Annotated in this window: 16 protein-coding genes; 10 read left to right on the top strand and 6 right to left on the bottom strand. The window is 71.3% G+C overall.

Features of this window, described 5'->3' with window-relative positions; translation table 11 throughout:
* Positions 1-56: 56 nt before the first annotated feature.
* The 5 genes from AB0I53_RS20960 (at position 57) to AB0I53_RS20940 (ending at position 5,229) form a co-directional block, all read left to right on the top strand.
* Positions 57-959: a LysR substrate-binding domain-containing protein gene (locus tag AB0I53_RS20960; RefSeq protein WP_358605264.1), complete on the top strand. Its 903-nt coding sequence runs from the start codon at positions 57-59 to the stop codon at positions 957-959.
* A 150-nt stretch (positions 960-1,109) separates the two neighbouring features.
* Positions 1,110-2,330, top strand: coding sequence for a cytochrome P450 (locus AB0I53_RS20955; protein WP_358605261.1), 1,221 nt, complete (start codon positions 1,110-1,112; stop codon positions 2,328-2,330).
* 53 nt (positions 2,331-2,383) lie between these two features.
* Positions 2,384-3,565 carry a sensor histidine kinase gene (locus tag AB0I53_RS20950; protein WP_358605258.1) on the top strand — a complete coding sequence of 394 codons (1,182 nt, stop codon included), beginning with the start codon at positions 2,384-2,386 and terminating at the stop codon, positions 3,563-3,565.
* Positions 3,562-4,200 carry a response regulator transcription factor gene (locus tag AB0I53_RS20945; RefSeq protein ID WP_358605255.1) on the top strand — a complete coding sequence of 213 codons (639 nt, stop codon included), beginning with the start codon at positions 3,562-3,564 and terminating at the stop codon, positions 4,198-4,200. The genes AB0I53_RS20950 and AB0I53_RS20945 overlap by 4 nt, the downstream gene beginning before the upstream one ends.
* 81 nt (positions 4,201-4,281) lie before the next feature.
* Positions 4,282-5,229, top strand: a complete 948-nt coding sequence (locus AB0I53_RS20940; RefSeq protein ID WP_358605252.1) for a hypothetical protein — start codon at positions 4,282-4,284, stop codon at positions 5,227-5,229.
* Here AB0I53_RS20940 and AB0I53_RS20935 read toward each other — a convergent pair.
* On the bottom strand, positions 5,205-7,196 hold the full coding sequence (locus AB0I53_RS20935) for an arabinofuranosyltransferase (RefSeq protein WP_358605249.1): 1,992 nt from the start codon (positions 7,194-7,196) through the stop codon (positions 5,205-5,207). The genes AB0I53_RS20940 and AB0I53_RS20935 overlap by 25 nt on opposite strands.
* Before the next feature lie 155 nt (positions 7,197-7,351).
* Here AB0I53_RS20935 and AB0I53_RS20930 point away from each other — a divergent pair, with 155 nt between their 5' ends.
* Positions 7,352-7,972, top strand: coding sequence for a DUF2567 domain-containing protein (locus tag AB0I53_RS20930; RefSeq protein WP_358605247.1), 621 nt, complete (start codon positions 7,352-7,354; stop codon positions 7,970-7,972).
* A 13-nt stretch (positions 7,973-7,985) separates the two neighbouring features.
* Here AB0I53_RS20930 and AB0I53_RS20925 read toward each other — a convergent pair whose 3' ends face one another.
* From AB0I53_RS20925 to AB0I53_RS20915, 3 genes are all read right to left on the bottom strand, one after another.
* Positions 7,986-8,987 (bottom strand): hypothetical protein, encoded by a 1,002-nt coding sequence (locus AB0I53_RS20925; protein ID WP_358605245.1) that lies wholly within the window; start codon positions 8,985-8,987, stop codon positions 7,986-7,988.
* Positions 8,988-9,017: 30 nt separating this feature from the next.
* Positions 9,018-9,698, bottom strand: coding sequence for an LON peptidase substrate-binding domain-containing protein (locus AB0I53_RS20920; RefSeq protein WP_358605242.1), 681 nt, complete (start codon positions 9,696-9,698; stop codon positions 9,018-9,020).
* A gap of 79 nt (positions 9,699-9,777) precedes the next feature.
* Positions 9,778-10,428, bottom strand: a complete 651-nt coding sequence (locus AB0I53_RS20915) for an NUDIX domain-containing protein (protein WP_358605414.1) — start codon at positions 10,426-10,428, stop codon at positions 9,778-9,780.
* Positions 10,429-10,579: 151 nt separating this feature from the next.
* Between AB0I53_RS20915 and nadA the strand changes: the two genes are divergently transcribed.
* Genes nadA through nadC form a run of 3 tightly spaced genes read left to right on the top strand, consistent with a single transcriptional unit; the run spans position 10,580 to position 14,039 of the window.
* Positions 10,580-11,596 carry a quinolinate synthase NadA gene (gene nadA / locus AB0I53_RS20910; protein ID WP_358605240.1) on the top strand — a complete coding sequence of 339 codons (1,017 nt, stop codon included), beginning with the start codon at positions 10,580-10,582 and terminating at the stop codon, positions 11,594-11,596.
* Positions 11,593-13,194, top strand: a complete 1,602-nt coding sequence (locus AB0I53_RS20905; RefSeq protein ID WP_358605237.1) for an L-aspartate oxidase — start codon at positions 11,593-11,595, stop codon at positions 13,192-13,194. The genes nadA and AB0I53_RS20905 overlap by 4 nt, the downstream gene beginning before the upstream one ends.
* A complete protein-coding gene (nadC, locus tag AB0I53_RS20900; protein ID WP_358605234.1) occupies positions 13,191-14,039 on the top strand; it encodes a carboxylating nicotinate-nucleotide diphosphorylase in 849 nt (282 codons plus the stop codon). The genes AB0I53_RS20905 and nadC overlap by 4 nt, the downstream gene beginning before the upstream one ends.
* Here the strand turns inward: nadC and AB0I53_RS20895 are convergent, their stop codons facing one another.
* Both AB0I53_RS20895 and AB0I53_RS20890 read right to left on the bottom strand, forming a co-directional pair.
* Complete coding sequence (locus AB0I53_RS20895; protein ID WP_358605231.1) at positions 14,040-14,186, bottom strand: hypothetical protein; 147 nt, start codon at positions 14,184-14,186, stop codon at positions 14,040-14,042.
* Complete coding sequence (locus AB0I53_RS20890) at positions 14,183-14,758, bottom strand: Uma2 family endonuclease (RefSeq protein ID WP_358605228.1); 576 nt, start codon at positions 14,756-14,758, stop codon at positions 14,183-14,185. The genes AB0I53_RS20895 and AB0I53_RS20890 overlap by 4 nt, the downstream gene beginning before the upstream one ends.
* Positions 14,759-14,932: 174 nt before the next feature.
* On the opposite strand from AB0I53_RS20890, the gene AB0I53_RS20885 reads away from it, so the two are divergent.
* Positions 14,933-15,865: a CPBP family intramembrane glutamic endopeptidase gene (locus AB0I53_RS20885; RefSeq protein WP_358605225.1), complete on the top strand. Its 933-nt coding sequence runs from the start codon at positions 14,933-14,935 to the stop codon at positions 15,863-15,865.
* Positions 15,866-15,875 lie beyond the last annotated feature (10 nt).

The following is a 15,875-nucleotide window of genomic DNA, read 5'->3' as shown; positions in this document are numbered from 1 at the left end:
TACCTTCCAAGGCCAATTTCGCTATGTGCTCATGCCTCGTGAGGCATGATGAACGGATGGACCTACTGCCGCTGCGCTACTTCCAGGCCGTCGCGCGCCACGAACACATCAGCCGGGCCGCGGCGGAGCTGCGGGTCTCCCAACCGTCGCTGAGCCGCACGATCGCACGACTGGAGAACGAGCTCGGCGTCCCGCTGTTCGACCGGCAGGGGCGCCACATCAGGCTGAACCGCTTCGGCGCGGCGTTCCTGCGGAGGGTCGACCGGGCGCTGGGGGAGCTCGACGACGGCCGGCAGGAACTCTCCGACGCGGCCGGGCTGATCAACGGCAGCGTCGCGGTCGCCGCCGAAACGATGTTCACGGTCGCCTCCGCGCTGGTCGGCTTCCGCGCCGAGTACCCGGGCGTCGACGTGCGGCTCGTGCAGGCGCCAGCGGAGGCGATGCTGCAGCGGCTGCGCCGCGGTGAGGTGGATCTGTGCCTGTCGTCGCAGCCGGTGGACGATCCGGCGCTTGAGGTGGCCGAGGTGCTGCGCGAGGAGGTGCTGCTCGCGGTGCCGGCCGGCCACCGCTTAGCGTCCCGCGAGAGCGTCGGCATCGAGGAGCTGCTTGGGGAGCCGTTCATCAGCACCGACCGAGGCCACTGGCCGCGCGAACTGGGGGAGCGGCTGTTCGCCGCCGCGGGCCGGCGGCCGACGATCGTCTGCGAGGGCAACGAGCCCGGGGCCACGGCGTTCCTGATCGGCACGGGGCTCGGCATCGGCTTCGTCCCCGAGATGGCCAGCCGGTACGACGTGGCGCCGATCGCGTACCTGCGGGTCGACGCGCCCGACTGCCACCGCACCCTGTCGTTCGTGTGGCGCCGCGACGCCTACCTCTCCGCGGCCGCGCGGCGATTCCGGGAGCACGTCACCGACGCCATTCGGAGCAACGCCGAGGATTCCGCCGGCCGAATCTCGTGAGTGCTTTGGAGTGCCATAGCGACCCAAAACGCTCACGAGGTGCGAACCGGAAACGCTTTGCCTGAGCCGGTTCTCAGGTCTATATGACAGCCGGACGTGAAAGGAGTTCACTGGATTCAGGGTCAACGCTGCCTAGCACGAAGGAATCCGATGTCCACCACCGAGGCGCCCACCGATCTTCCCGTCTTCGACCACGAGTTCGTGCAGAACCTGCACGCCCGGTACGACAAGCTGCGAGCCACCACCCCGGTGCAGCGGATGGTCACCAGGGACGGCTTGGAGGTCTGGGTGATCACCCGCTACGACGACGCGCGCGCCGCGTTGGCGGACTCCCGGCTCAGCAAGGACGTCACCCGGCTCAAGCTGGTGATCAACGAGAAGCTGCCGCCGGAGGCAGCCCGCCGGGAGTTCGCCAGCGAAATGGCCGAGCACATGCTCAACATGGACCCGCCGGACCACACCCGGCTGCGCAAGCTGGTGGTCAAGGCATTCACCGCGCGCCGGGTGGAGGCCATGCGCCCGCGCGTCGAGGAGATCAGCGCGGGACTGCTGGACGCGATGGCCGATGAGTCCGAAGTGGACCTGCTGGACGCGTTCGCGTTCCCGCTGCCGATGCAGGTGATCTCCGAGCTGCTCGGAGTGGATGAGACCCGCCGGGACGACTTCCGGGCCTGGACCAACACCCTGGTGGACGCCTCGGACCACGAGTCGGCCAAGCAGGCCGCCGAGGCGATGGCCAAGTACCTGATCGAGCTCATCGAGATCAAGCGCCGCGAACCGGCCGACGACCTGCTCACCGGGCTCATCGAGGCCACCGAGGACGAGGATCGGCTCAGCAAGCATGAACTGGTCTCGATGGTGTTCCTGCTGCTGCTCGCCGGGCACGAGACGACGGTGAACCTGATCGGCAACGGCGTGCTGGCGCTGCTGCGCAACCCCGATCAGTGGGCGGCGCTGGTGGCGGATCCGGGGCTGGTGCCCGCCGCCGTCGAGGAGATGCTGCGCTTCGACGGCCCGGTGATCCACGGGACGTTCCGGCACACCGCCGAGGCGGTCGAGGTCGGCGGCGTGGAGATCCCGGCGGGCGAGATCGTCTGGGTGGGGCTGGCCTCGGCGAACAACGACCCGGAGCGCTTCGCCGAGCCGGAGCGCTTCGACATCAAGCGCGACGCGCACGGCCATCTGGCCTTCGGCCACGGCATCCACTTCTGCCTCGGCGCGCAGCTGGCCCGCCTGGAGGCGCAGATCGCGATCCGGCACCTCGTCGAGCGCTTCCCGAACCTCCGGCCGGTCGGCTCGGTGGAGGACGCCCAGTGGCGCTTCAGCAGCCTGATCCACGGCCTGCGGGGCTTGCCGGTGCACCCGAGCTGATCTCCTCCTCGAGGAGGAGGTTCCGGTCCGGTCGGCGCGGCTACCGTGGTCCGATGCGGATCTCGTGGCCGGGCCGACCGCTGGTGGCCGACGGCGTGCTCGCGGTGCTCGTCTTCGCGTTGGCGGGCGGCACGTCGTTGACCGCCGTGCGGGACGCCGATCCGCTGCTGTGGGCGGCGCTCCTCGCGGTTTCGGTCTGGCTCTCCGCGAGCCTGGCCTTCCGCCGGGCCCGGCCGACCGGGGCGTTCGTCGCGGGCTCGATCGCGATGCTGGTCCTGGTGGCGCTGCCGGACATCCCCGGCGACATTTCGCCGGTGCTGTTGCCGTTCTCGCTGATCTACCCGGCGTTGCTGTACTCGGTCGTCGCCTACGCCGAGCGGTCCGCGCTGCCGGTGCTGTGCGGCTTGCTCCGCGCCGCGATCGTCGTGGCGCGGGTGTTGTTCGACTACCCGGAACCGGCGATCGACTGGCCCACCGTCGTCGGCCTGGGTGCCGGAGCGGTCGGGTCGGTGCTCGCGGCCTGGGCGCTCGGCCGGTACCGGCGGATCAGGGTCGCTTACGTGCGCTCGCTGGAGGAGCGCGCGGCGCAGGCGGAGCAGCTGCGCGAGCAGCAGGTGCGCGAGGCCATCGCCGCCGAGCGCCGGCTGATCGCCCGGGAGATCCACGACGTGGCCGCGCATTCGCTGGCCGTCGTGCTCGCCCAGGCCGACACGGCGCGGCTGGTCTTCGACCGCGATCCGGACAAGGCGCGGGCGATGATCGGCACGGCGGTGGAGGTCGGCCGGGAGGCGATGGGCGAGATGCGCAGCATGCTCGGCGTGCTGCGCTCCGGCGACGAGAAGCTCGAAACCGGTGGAGATCTCGCCGAGCTGGTCGAGACGTTCCGCGGCGCGGGCGCCGACGTCGAACTGGTCAGCACCGGCGACCCGCGGGACATCAGCACCGCGCAGCGCCACGCCGTCTACCGGATCGTCCAGGAATCCGTCACCAACGCCCTCAAGCACGTCGGATCCGAGGTCTCCTGCCGGGTCGCCCTGGACTGGGGCGCGGACCGGCTCGTGGTGGCGGTGTCGGACGACGGGCCGGGAACCGCCGCGGATCTCGCCGCGCGCGGCGGCTATGGCATCGTCGGCATGGCCGAGCGGATGCGGCAGAGCGGAGGCGATTTCGTGGTGCGCAGCGCGCCCGGTGCCGGGACCGAGGTCCGGGCCGAATTCGGGTATTCCGCGCGATGACGATCCGAGTCGTCGTCGCCGACGATCAGCAGCTCATCCGGTCCGCGCTGACCACGGTGCTCGGTCTGCACGACGACCTGGAGTGCGTGGCCGAGGCGTCGACGGGCCGGGAGGCCGTCGAGGCGTGCCGGGCGCACCGGGTGGACGTGGTGCTGATGGACATCCGCATGCCCGGCCTGGACGGCATCGCCGCGACCGAGCTGATCACCGGCGAGGTGCCCGGCACCCGGGTGCTGGTCCTGACCACGTTCGACCTGGACGAGAACCTGTTCGCCGCGCTGCGGGCCGGCGCCAGCGGCTTCCTCACCAAGGACACGCCGGGCGAGGATGTCGTCGAAGCGGTCCGAACAGTCCACGATGGACATTCGATCGTCTCGCCCCGCGCGACCGGCAGCCTGCTGGAACTCGCCCGCCGCGCGGCGCCCCGGCACGGGCCGGAATGGGCGGCGCTGACCGGCCGGGAACGCGACGTGCTCGTCTCGCTGGCGCGCGGCTCGTCCAACGCCGAGATCGGCGCCGAGCTGCACCTCGCGGAGACCACGGTGAAGACCCACGTCGGCGGCATCCTGCGCAAGCTCGCGGTCCGTGACCGCCTGCACGCGGTGATCTGGGCCTACGAGAACGGCGTGGTGTGACCGAACCTCCTCCTTGAGGAGGAGGAAGCGGGGCCGTCGCGGAGGAAGTCGGCGAGAGGTGCTTCCGGCGAATATCGGGGCATGACAACCGAAAGACACCGCTTTCCGGTCTACCTGGCCGGAATCACCGGACTGGCCCTGATCGCGATCGCGCTGCTGTGCTGGGCGACCGGAAGCCCCAACCCGCTCGCCGTGGCGGATGACAACTTCGGAAGATCGCTGCTCTTCCTGCCGCAACCCGCCGCGCACCTGGTGCTGGGCGCGGTCGGTGCGCTCGCCCTCGTCGCGGTCGTGCTGAGGCGCAGCCGGCTAGCCGGGGTGGCCGCGGTCGGCGCGCTGGCCCTGCTGCTGGACTCGAGCGTGCTGGGCGCCATCGGATACCTGCCGTTCATGGCGTTCTCGGCCCTGACCGGGCACGTCGACAGGCTCGGCGTCTACCTCTCGCCGTCGCTGCTGGCGCAGGTCGGCATCGCCGCTGCCGCCGCGAGCCTGCTGTGGGTGCAGGTGAGCCGGGCGACGAGCGCCGCAGGCCAGGACCCGGCGGCGCACGAGCGGGCGGCCGTGCGGACCCGGCGGTGGACCAAGATCGCCATGGAGGCGCCGCTGATCTACGCCGCCACCCGGGTCCTGATGGCGCTGCAGGTGCCGGGCTTCGACCTGCCGATGGAGCGCGACGCGGTGCTGGCCGGGCTCGGCCTGGCCGTGGCGGCGACCGGCGGCGCGGTGCTCACCTGGGGGCTGATCCGGCCCTGGGGCGAGCGCTTCCCGCGCTGGATCCCCGGTGCCGCCGGGCGGCCGGTTCCGGTCAACCTCGCCGTCGTGCCCGCGCTGACCGTGGCCGTGCTCGTGCTCGCGGCGTCCAAAGTGGTCTTGACGATGCTGTTCGCCGAAACCGGGATCGGCCTCGAGCACGTGCTGGTCTGGCTGCCGATGTTCCTCTGGCCACTGTGGTCGGTCGCCCTGGCGCTGGCGGCGGTGAACTACAAGATCCGCCGCAGCGCCGATCAGCGCAGCGCGATGATGGTGTAGGGGCCGACCTCGCGCTTGGCGAAGGCGGGCGAGTCGAACACGGCAGGGTCGAAGTAGACGTCGTAGTCCCGGACGTTCGGCAGCTGCGGGAAGGCGTCGTCCTTCAGCTGCAGCACCAGCTTGCCCGCCTCGTCATCCGGAAGCTCCACAGTGGAGTACCGGCTCGCCGGGTTGCTCAGGACGAAGACGTTGGGCGTCTTGAACCGGCTGTCGCGCAGCATGTTCAGGAACTCGTCGGAGGTCTTCGCGGTGGTCCACCGCCGGATCTCGGCGGCCCGGTCCTGGTAGTCCGCCAGCGGGTTGGCGTAGTGCGGCGTCTCCTGCTGGAAACCCCAGTAGGGCTTGAAGGACATCAGCTTGTAGTCGGTGGTGAGCAGCACGTTGTGCTCCGGCTTGCGGCCGGTCAGCTCGGCGATCGCGCGGATCTCGGCGTCGGTCCACGAGCCGGGCTTGGCCGGGTCGCGCTGGCCCATCGCGTTGTCGCCGGTGGGGTAGTAGTCCGCGTAGGCGCGTTCGACGGACGGCTGCAGCGCCAGCCCGATCGCGCCCTGGTTGATGGTGATCGCACCGAGCAGCCCGAGCGCGGTGGCGACCATGCTGATCCGCAGCGCGTACCGGGCGTCCAGCTTGCGCCGCAGGTAGCCGATGAGTTCCAGCAGGCCGAAGACGCCCGCGACGGCCAGCGTCACGTCCAGGATCACGTTGAGCCGGAACGCCAGCAGCGTGGTCTTCGCGATCAGCGCCAGCGTCGACAGCACGAACCAGCCGTAGACGGCGAGCACGATGGTCAGCATCGCGGCGGCGACCTCGCTGCGCCGGCACCGCAGCAGCAACCACACCAGCCCGGCCAGGCACAGCATCCCGAACGCGGTGCCCTCCAGCATCGGCACCGGCAGGAACGCGCCGTCCTCGGGCAGGTAGTGCTGCGCCGCGCTGCGCGGGTTGGACAGCAGGAAATGCGTGGAGAGCAGGTACGGCAGCCAGACCAGCAGCGCGATGACGAGGCTGACGATGCCGATCGGCAGCAGCCGCAGGAACAGCTGCCGCACCGTCGGCCACAACCGCTGCCCCTGGTGCACCCGGAACGCGCCGATGATCACCGCCATCAGCACGACCATCAGCACCGCGAACGCGAAGTGCAGGGTGTAGGTGATCGCCGCGAAACCGACGTAGCCGCCGATGCAGACCAGCGCCCACCGCGGAGCGCGCTCCTGGCGGCGCAGCGCGTGCCAGGCCAGCACCGCGACCGGGGCCAGCCACGCCGCCGACGGCCAGGCGTAGGGCTCCTCGATGCCGTGCAGCATGCCGGCGAGCGCCGTCACCACCGCCGCGAGCAGCGCCAGCCGGCGCCGCACCACGACGCTCCACAACGTGAACGCGACGACGGTGGTCACCGCCACCCAGGCCAGCGCGTACGGCTTGTACGCCGCCCAGCCTTCCCAGCCGATGAGGTTGGCGAACCGGCCGCCCAGCCAGAACCAGCCGCCCGGGTAGTAGGGGGAGGTGTCGGCGTAGTTGAGGTCGGCCAGGCCCGGAGTGGTGGCCATCCGGGTCATGTACTGCAGGCGGAATCCATTGTCCACCGAGGACCCGCCGTAGTAGAACCTGGTGGCCTGCAACGGGATCGCGAGCGCGAAGGTGCTGAACGAGCTCAGCGCCACCCAGGTGCCGAACAGTCGCGCCCACCGCGGCGAGCTGCGATGCCCGAACGCCAGCAGCAGGAACAGCACCGCCAGCACCAGCGCGCTGCTGACGGCCGCGAGGGCCTCCGGCGCGAAGCTGGGTTCGCTGATGCCCAACCGGGCGATGGCGAACTGCAGCACCAGGCTCACCACGGCCGCCACGAACGCGCCGAGCAGCAGCTCGACGACGGTGCTGCGCAGCGGCAGCCGGACAGCCGAATTTCGGCGAGGTTCGTCGATCGGGCTCGGTCCGGTCAACAGCGGACTCGGCAGGATTCCCGCCACTTCGCGCGTCCTTCGGCGTAGCTGACATGGGGGCCCGCGCAGAATAGTTGATGTGCGCCCCGTGCCCCGCCATCGGGTGATGCGGGCAGGACGTGGCGGAGCGCTAGGGTGACGCAGCAGAATGGTCGTGGTAGCGGGTAGGAGGAGGTCGGCGGGTGGCTGACAGCCCGGAGGAGCCCGGCGGCACGCGCGCCGCCCCGGAGCGGATCGAGCCCGCGTCCAGGCCCGCGGCGGCAGTGCCGGTGCCGCGACTGGCCCCGCCGGTGCCGCACGTGGTGGTCAAGGCCGACCTGCTGCCCGCGGTGAGCGCGGTGTCGCTGATCGCTCTGCTGGGCCTGCCGATCGGCTGGGTGTGGTCTCGGCTGGCGCCGCCGCAGGAGAGCGTGCTCGGCCATCGGGGAACGCTGACCCCGCTGCTGGTGGAGGGCTACCACGACTTCGACGCGATCGCGATCTTCGGCCTGCTCGCCTTTGCCGCCGGGCTGCTGACGTCCGCGGTGCTGTGGCTGCTGCGCGGGCGCCGCGGCCCGGTGCTGCTCATCGCCGGCGTGCTCGGCTCGGTGATCGCGTCGTGGCTGGGCATGCAGATGGGCGCCTCGTTCGCCGGAGGCCTGTACGCGATGCCGCCGAACGCGCAGCTCGGCGACCTGATCACGGTGGCCCCGCAGGTCGGCAGCGGCTGGGTGCTGCTGTTCCAGCCGATGGGCGTCGCACTCGGCTACGGCCTCGCGGCCTCCTGGAACGGCCTCGACGACCTGGGCCGCCGCCTGCGCTGAACGGCCGGCGCGATCACTTCGGGGTCGCGCGGAGGGTCTGGGTGATCTTGTTCAGCGTGTCCATCGGAACCGCGTCCGGCACGCCCTGGTCCGCGACGGCGAGGAACACCATCGAGCTCTGCCCGTCGTTGTTGGTGGCGACCACGCTTACCACCGCGGACTTGGAATCGCACGGGCCGGGCGCCATCAGCGTGACCTGGGCGGTGACCCGGACGGCCGGGATGCCACCGGGGAGCTGCAACGGCTCCGGCGCGCCCGGGACGATCAGGGGCTTGACGCCGTCGCGGCTGTAAGCCAGCTCGGCCAGCTTCTGCACCGTCTCGTTCGCCACCGTGGTGTCGTCCGGGCCCTTGCGCGCGCTCGCACCCGTGGTCGCCCGGAAGCTGTTCGGGTCGCCGGGGCAGAAGCCCTCCATGTAGTCGGCGACACCCGTCATCGTCACCGCGTCGTCGGCCGGGCCGAAGGCGTGGATGTTCTCCGGGTTGGGATCCAGCTTCCAGCCCGCGTCCGCCGGCACGTCGTAGATCGCGCCCCGCTTCGGCACCGCCGCCACCTGCCAGCCGGCCACCACCGGCTGCAGGTGCGGGTTGGCCACCGTCGACGTGGCCGGGGGCGCGCTGGTGGTCGGCCTGGTCGGCGTGCTGGTGCGGGTCGGAGGCGGCGGTGCTGCTTCCGGCCCGCCGGAGGTGCTGAGCACGACGATCGTCGTGACGATGGCGATCACGGCCACCGAGGCGAGCGCGATCGCCGCGATCAGCGGCCCGCGGCTCTTGCCGGGCGGAGCCGGCGGGCCGCCGACCATGCCCGGATAGACCGGCTGCTGCTGTTGCGGCGGCGGTGGCGGCTGCTGGGGTGGCTGCTGGGGTGGCTGCTGGGGCTGGGAATACGTGCCGAAACCCTGGTACTGCATGCCGGGTTGCGGCGCCGACCCGCCGGTGTTGCCGGCGACGGGCTGACCGGTGATCGGGTCGTACTGCCCGTACTCGTTGGAACCCCAGTTGCCAGGTGATGACATGGGGCGATCCTATCGAGGCGGCCCACGCCGTCAGTTGACGCTGGTGTGCTGCGCGAATTCGGCTAGCGGCGCCGGAACCGCGCGGAGCTCGCGGAGGAACTCGGCCTCCCGCAGCAGCAACCGCCGGATGCTGCGCAGCCGCTCCAGCGGATCCGTTTCGGCCAGCAGCTCCTGCCGGTCCTCCACCGTCAGCACGCAATCGTCGGCCAGCAGGTAGGAAAGCGCTGCGGCGTCGGCATCTTCGCCGGCCACGTCGCGCCGCCGGCCGCGCAACCCGGTGTCGTGGTAGCGCTGGTGCGCCGAGCGGGCGGCGGTGACCAGGTGCTCGCGGCGGGCCGGCGAGTCGTTCTCCGGGGCGGTGTCCGGCAGCCACTCGACCTCGGCCATCAGGTACGGCGCCGCGGTCCGGTCGATCTGCAGCAGCCGGAACCGACGCTCGCCGTTGGCGCTGATGTCGTAGCGCCCGCCGGGCAGCTGCCGCACCTGGTCCAGCAGCGCCGAGCAGCCGACGTCGTACATCGAGTCCACGTTGTCCTCGCCGACCTCCCAGCCCTGCCTGATGCCCACCACGCCGAACCGGCGGTCCGGCAGCTCCTCGCCGACCAGGTCGGTGACCAGCTGCCGGTAGCGCGGCTCGAAGATGTGCAACGGCAGGTGGCCGCCCGGAAGCAGCGCGGAGCCCAGCGGGAACAACGGCAGCACGTCAGTCACGCCCCAAACCTACGTCCCAGTTCACCCGATGGCAGCACATCTGGGGGTGGGCGGGTCGTTCTGGCGCGGGAACTCCGGGCTACGTCGGTGGGCGGAACACCGCGAACGGGTCCGTGACCTGCAGGTCTCGGGAGGTGAACTGGAACAGCGCGGGCGGGCGGCCGCCTGCCGGGCCCGCCGGCACCGTGCGGCCGGTGGGTTCCAGCACGCCGCGCCGCGACAGCACGCGCTGGAGGTTGGTCGCCGCGACCTGGTAGCCGAGCGCCGCGGAGTAGATCCGGCGCAGCTCCGAGACGGTGAACTCGGCCGGGGCCAGCGCGAAGCCGATGTTGGTGTAGGACAGCTTCGCGCGCAGCCGGTCCTGCGCGGCGAGCACGATCAGCTCGTGGTCGAAGGCGGTCGGCGGCAGCGCTTCGACCGGGTGCCACGCGGTGTCGGCGGGCACCTCGGGGTCGATGTCGGAGGGCACCAGCCCGAGGAACGCGGTGGCGACCACCCGGCGGCCGGGCACCCGGTCCGGGCTGCTGAACACCGAGAGCTGCTCGACGTGGGAGAGCTTGTGCACGTCGACCTTCTCGGCCAGCTGGCGGCGGATCGAGGTCTCGACGTCCTCGGTGGCCGCGAGCCGCCCGCCGGGCAGTGACCAGCGGTGCACGTCCGGTTCCTGGGCGCGTTGCCAGAGCAGCACCTGCAGCCCGTCGTCGCGGACCTGGAGGACGCCGGCGAGCACTTCGTGACCAGCGTCGCTCTTGTCCGCACAACTTGCGGTGTTAGGATGTTGCACGTTTTCGATTCTAAGGCGAAAACCTCGGAGCGCTTGATCCGGGGTGCAAACGGAGCCTCCGGGCGGGTGATCCCGGAGGTCCGGCGAGGAGGACGACATGGCCGCGACTGCAACCTGGGAGCGGACCGACGCCGGTTACACCGGGGTGGAGCCCACCGCGGACTGGGCGCGCGAGGTGCGCCGGCTGGCCGACGAGCGGGACGCGGTGCTGCTGGCGCACAACTACCAGCTGCCGGAGATCCAGGACGTCGCCCACCACACCGGCGACTCGCTGGCCCTGAGCCGCATCGCGGCGAACAGCTCCGCGAGCACGATCGTCTTCTGCGGCGTGCACTTCATGGCCGAGACCGCGAAGATCCTCGGCCCGGAGAAGACGGTGCTCATCCCGGATGCCCGGGCGGGCTGTTCGCTGGCCGACTCGATCACCGCGGACGAGCTGCGCGCCTGGAAGGCCGAACATCCCGGCGCGGTCGTGGTGTCCTACGTGAACACCACCGCCGAGGTGAAGGCGGAGACCGACATCTGCTGCACGTCGTCGAACGCGGTGGACGTGGTGCGCTCGATCCCGGCCGACCGCGACGTGCTGTTCTGCCCGGACCAGTTCCTGGGCGCGCACGTCAAGCGCGAGACCGGCCGCGAGAACCTGCACATCTGGGCCGGGGAGTGCCACGTGCACGCCGGGATCAACGGGCCTGAGCTCGCCGACCGCGCGGCGGCGAACCCGGACGCGGACCTGTTCATCCACCCCGAGTGCGGCTGCGCCACCTCGGCGCTCTACCTGGCCGGCGAGGGCACCGTTGCCAAGGAGCGGGTGAAGATCCTTTCCACCGGCGACATGCTGACCGCGGCGAAGGAGACCGGCGCGCGCTCGGTGCTGGTGGCCACCGAGATCGGCATGCTGCACCAGCTGCGCCGCGCCGCCCCCGAGATCGACTTCCGCGCGGTCAACGACCGGGCGTCCTGCCGCTACATGAAGATGATCACCCCGGCGGCGCTGCTGCGCTGCCTGCGGGAAGGCGCCGACGAGGTGCACGTGCCGACGGACGTCGCCGACCGCGCGCGGGCCTCGGTCGAGCGGATGATCGCGATCGGCAAGCCGGGAGGCGGCGAATGAGCTGGGAAGCGGGCGCGGACTTACTCGTCGTCGGAACCGGTGTCGCGGGCCTGACGGCGGCGCTGCGAGCCCGCGAGCTGGGCCTGCGGGTGCTGGTGGTCAGCAAGGACGCAGTGACGGCGGGCAACACCGGCTGGGCACAGGGCGGCATCGCCGTGGTCCGGCCCGACGAGCTCGATCCGGGCGACAGCCTGCGCGAGCACGTCGAGGACACGCTGACCGCAGGCGTCGGGCTGTGCTCGCGCCCGGCGGTGCGGGACATCCTCGCCGACGGCGCGACGGCGATCGCGCGGCTGCAGGCGACCGGCGCCCGGTTCGACGTGGGCCCGGACGGCGAGCTGGCGCGCGCCCGCGAGGGCGGGCACAGCGCGTTCCGCGTGATCCACTCCGGCGGCGACGCGACCGGCGCGGAGGTGCAGCGCGCGCTGTCCGAAGCCGTGCGCGGCGGCGGGATTCCGGTGCTGGAGCAGCATTGCGTCGTCGAGCTGCTGCGCGGCGACAGCGGCGCCGTGGTCGGTGCGGTCGCGATGGACGCCGAGAGCAGGCCTGGTGTGCTGCGCGCCCCGGCGGTGCTGCTGGCGACCGGCGGGCTCGGTCAGCTCTACGCCGCGACCACGAACCCCGAAGTGTCCACTGCGGACGGTATCGCGCTCGCGCTGCGGGCCGGTGCCTCCGTGGCGGATCTGGAGTTCGTGCAGTTCCACCCGACGGTGCTCTACACGCCGGGCGGGCCGCGGGGGCGGCGGCCGCTGATCACCGAGGCGGTGCGCGGCGAAGGCGCGGTGCTCGTCGACGTGCACGGGCGGCGAGTGATGGAGGGCGAGCACCCGCTCGCCGACCTCGCGCCGCGCGACGTCGTGTCGGCGGCGATCAACCGGCGGGCCGCCGAAACCGGCGCCGAGCACGTGTTCCTCGACGCCACGAGCATCGGGGCCGGGTTCCCCGAGCGGTTCCCGACGGTCCACGCGGCGTGCCGGGCGGCCGGGATCGACCCGGTCCGCGAGCCGATCCCGGTGGCCAGCGCAGCGCACTACTCCTGCGGCGGCGTGGTCTCCAGCGTGGATGGTCGCACCGCCGTGACCGGGCTCTACGCCGCAGGTGAGGTCGCGTGCACCGGGCTGCACGGCGCGAACCGGCTGGCGTCCAACAGCCTGCTGGAAGGTCTCGTGGTCGGTGGGCGCGCGGCCGAGGCGGTGGCCAAGGACCTGTGCTGCGGGCTGCTCAACCGCAAGCCCGCCGGTGCGGCCGTGCAGTCCGCGATGGCTGTGGTCGACCGGGATCTGCTGCAGCGCACCATGAGCCGGTACGTCGGCATCGGGCGCGACGACGAGGGCCTGGCGACCGCGACGAAGGTCCTGGACCGGGCCGCGATCGTCCGTCCACTTCGGAACCGGCAGGCGGTCGAGGACTCATCGCTGGCGCTGACGGCGCAGGCACTGCTGGCGGCGGCCAGGCAACGCGCGGAGTCGCGCGGCTGCCACCGCCGAACGGATTTCCCGGACACCGACGACCTGCGCTGGCGGCGCAGCACGGTGCTCCGGCTGGACGCCTCGGGGTGCCTCATCCACACCGCGGCCGGGATTGCGAGGGCGGCATGACCATCGATCTGGACGAGGCGCGCGAGGTCGTGCGCATGGCGCTGGCCGAGGACCTGCGCTACGGGCCGGACGCGACGACCGAGGCGACGGTCCCGGCCGGCACGATCGCCGAGGCGGGGTTCAACACCCGCAAGGCCGGCGTTGTCGCGGGCCTGCCGCTGGTGCGGCTGGTGCTCGACGAGGTGCTGGGCGCGGACGCCTACGCGGTGCTCTCCGAGCGGGCCGACGGCGACGTGCTGGAGCCCGGCGACTGCGTGCTGCGGGTGAAAGCGCCTGTCCGCGGCCTGCTCACGGCGGAGCGCACGGCGCTGAACCTGCTGTGCCACCTTTCGGGCATCGCGACCGCGACGGCATCGTGGGTCGAGGCGGTCGCGGGCACCGGCTGCCGGATCCGGGACAGCCGCAAGACGCTGCCGGGCCTGCGGGTCCTGCAGAAGTACGCGGTGCGCTGCGGCGGTGGCGTCAACCACCGGATGGGCCTGGGCGACGCGGTGCTGATCAAGGACAACCACGTGGTGGCGGCGGGCTCGGCGGTCGCGGCGGTGCGGGCCTGCCGGGAGCACGCGCCGGACCTGCCGATGGAGGTCGAGGTGTCCACGCTGGACGAACTCGACGAGGTGCTGGCGGAGGACGTGGCGCTGGTCCTGCTGGACAACTTCACCCCGCAGCAGTGCGCGGAAGCGGTGCGCCGGGTCCGCGCGGCGGCGCCGCGAACGGAGCTGGAAGCATCGGGCGGCCTGACCCTGGAGGTGGCCCGGGCCTACGCGGAGACGGGAGTCCAGTACCTGTCGGTGGGAGGCCTCACGCACTCCTCCCAGGCCCTGGACCTCGGCCTGGACATGTAGCTACTCGGTGGCGAGGATCTTGAACAGGTCCGCGTCCCACTGCTCGACGAGCGCCCGATGAGTGCGATGCCAATCGTTGTGCGCGAGGCAGCGCTGAAGCGTGCCGTCGGGACCAGACTCGGAGTGGTTCGTGTCGTGCTCCGTCACAGCAGGGATTCGAAGTCGATGCGGAGCTCGACGGGGTCGGACACCGCGAGCTTGCCGGTGTCCACCCCGGCCGGGGCGTAGAGCCGTGTTGTCGGATCCAGCCGGTAGCGGAATGCGGCCAGCCGCCCGTTGTCTTGGTGTTCGCGTTCGATACGCCAGAAGTGTTCGATACCCGCAGCGGCGTACTCGGCGGGCTTGTCAGTTTGGTCGGCGGTGACCGAGCCCGGTGACATCACCTCGACGACCAGCAGGCAGTGCTGCGGGCGAAGCATAGCCTCGTCCGGCAGAGCTGAGTTGTAGACGACGATGTCCGGCCGGCGGTTGAGTAGGGGCACGTCCCGTAGCCGAAGGTCGACATCGAAGTCGACAGTTAGTCCGGGGCCAGCGGCAAGATCCAGTTCCTCCGCAAGGCGGCGAACGATCCTCTGGTGCGAGCGGCGGGGGGCAGGAGTCACGACGATGGCTCCATCGACAATCTCGATGCGGCGGCACACTTCCTCGGGCAGCGCCTCGTACTCCGCAGCGCTCAGCCCCTCCGGCGGTAGCGCCATCCAGTCAGGAAGTGCGGTCATTGTCGAGCCCCTCTCCCTACGGGTACCGGACCAGCGTAGCTGTAGCGCTTCGTCGCCGGGCATCTTGCACGACGACTAATTCACGTGGAGTGATCGAATGCTACCGACCGTGTTCGAGCTTGTGGATGTCGGGCATGATTTCGTCATGGCTCAGTTGATCGGGGTGGGGTACTGGTGAGCACTGTGCAGCCCGAGCGGGTTCTGCCTTCTCCGCTGCTGGGCGGGATCTACCAGGCCCGGCGGCCTACCGGGCCGGTGCTCGGGTTGCTCGTCGTGCTGTTCTGCCTGCTCGTCGGGCAGGCCGTCGCCGGGGTGGTGCTGGTCGCGGCGTTCGGGTTGCCGATGAACGCTCTGGTCGGTGGTGAGCTGGGGCTGACCACTCAGCTGGCGCTGATGCTCAGCTTCGCCGGGGCCTCCGGCCTGCTGGCGTTGTGGATCCGGGTCAAGGAGCGTCGGCCCTTCGGCTCCGTCGGGTTCTTCCCCGCGTCGCGCATCGGCGCGCACCTGGCGCTGGGGGCCGTCGTGGCGGTGGTGCTGCTGTCCGTGCCGGTCGCCATCAACGTCGTCAGCGGGCAGTTCGAGATCGGCTCGGTGCGCGCCGCGCAGATCGGCGGCGCGCTCGTGGCGCTGATCGGGTTCGCCGTGCAGGCCAGCACCGAGGAGATCCTCACCCGCGGCTACCTGATGCAGGTCACCTACCGGAAGTGGGGCCTGATCGCCGCGATCGCCTTCCAGACGGTGGTGTTCGCGGCGCTGCACGGCGTCAACACCAACGTCGACGTGATCGCGCTGGTCAACATCCTGCTGATCGCCGTGGTGCTGGCGTTCTGGGCGCTGGCGGAGGGCGGGCTGTGGGGCGTGTGCGCGTTCCACGCGGTGTGGAACTGGTGGCAGGGCAACGTGTACGGCATCGAAGTGTCCGGAATGGACATCCAGACGACCGTGCTGGAGATCGGCGGATCGCCGGGCAGCGCGCCCCTGCTCACCGGCGGCGGATTCGGCATCGAAGGAAGCCTGCTCACCACCGCGGTCCTTCTCGTCGCCGCGGTGCTCGCCGCCCTCGCCTTCCGCCGGAAGCTCGCCCGTTCGAACCGTGAAGATCACTAGTCCGTGCGCT

Origin of the sequence: Saccharopolyspora sp. NPDC050389, from assembly GCF_040655595.1 — a bacterium.
Taxonomy (GTDB): Bacteria; Actinomycetota; Actinomycetes; order Mycobacteriales; family Pseudonocardiaceae; genus Saccharopolyspora.
The sequence above is the reverse complement of the archived record's forward strand: the minus strand, read 5'-3'. Positions and strand labels throughout refer to the sequence as shown.

Bases quoted from the DNA above. Each gene is read 5' to 3' on its own strand.
- AB0I53_RS20960 (WP_358605264.1), top strand. From the start codon at position 57: ATGGACCTACTGCCGCTGCGCTACTTCCAGGCCGTCGCGCGCCACGAA.
- AB0I53_RS20940 (WP_358605252.1), top strand. From the start codon at position 4,282: ATGACAACCGAAAGACACCGCTTTCCGGTCTACCTGGCCGGAATCACC.
- AB0I53_RS20955 (WP_358605261.1), top strand. From the start codon at position 1,110: ATGTCCACCACCGAGGCGCCCACCGATCTTCCCGTCTTCGACCACGAG.
- AB0I53_RS20950 (WP_358605258.1), top strand. From the start codon at position 2,384: ATGCGGATCTCGTGGCCGGGCCGACCGCTGGTGGCCGACGGCGTGCTC.
- AB0I53_RS20905 (WP_358605237.1), top strand. From the start codon at position 11,593: ATGAGCTGGGAAGCGGGCGCGGACTTACTCGTCGTCGGAACCGGTGTC.
- nadA (WP_358605240.1), top strand. From the start codon at position 10,580: ATGGCCGCGACTGCAACCTGGGAGCGGACCGACGCCGGTTACACCGGG.
- AB0I53_RS20925 (WP_358605245.1), bottom strand. From the start codon at position 8,987: ATGTCATCACCTGGCAACTGGGGTTCCAACGAGTACGGGCAGTACGAC.
- nadC (WP_358605234.1), top strand. From the start codon at position 13,191: ATGACCATCGATCTGGACGAGGCGCGCGAGGTCGTGCGCATGGCGCTG.
- AB0I53_RS20890 (WP_358605228.1), bottom strand. From the start codon at position 14,758: ATGACCGCACTTCCTGACTGGATGGCGCTACCGCCGGAGGGGCTGAGC.
- AB0I53_RS20945 (WP_358605255.1), top strand. From the start codon at position 3,562: ATGACGATCCGAGTCGTCGTCGCCGACGATCAGCAGCTCATCCGGTCC.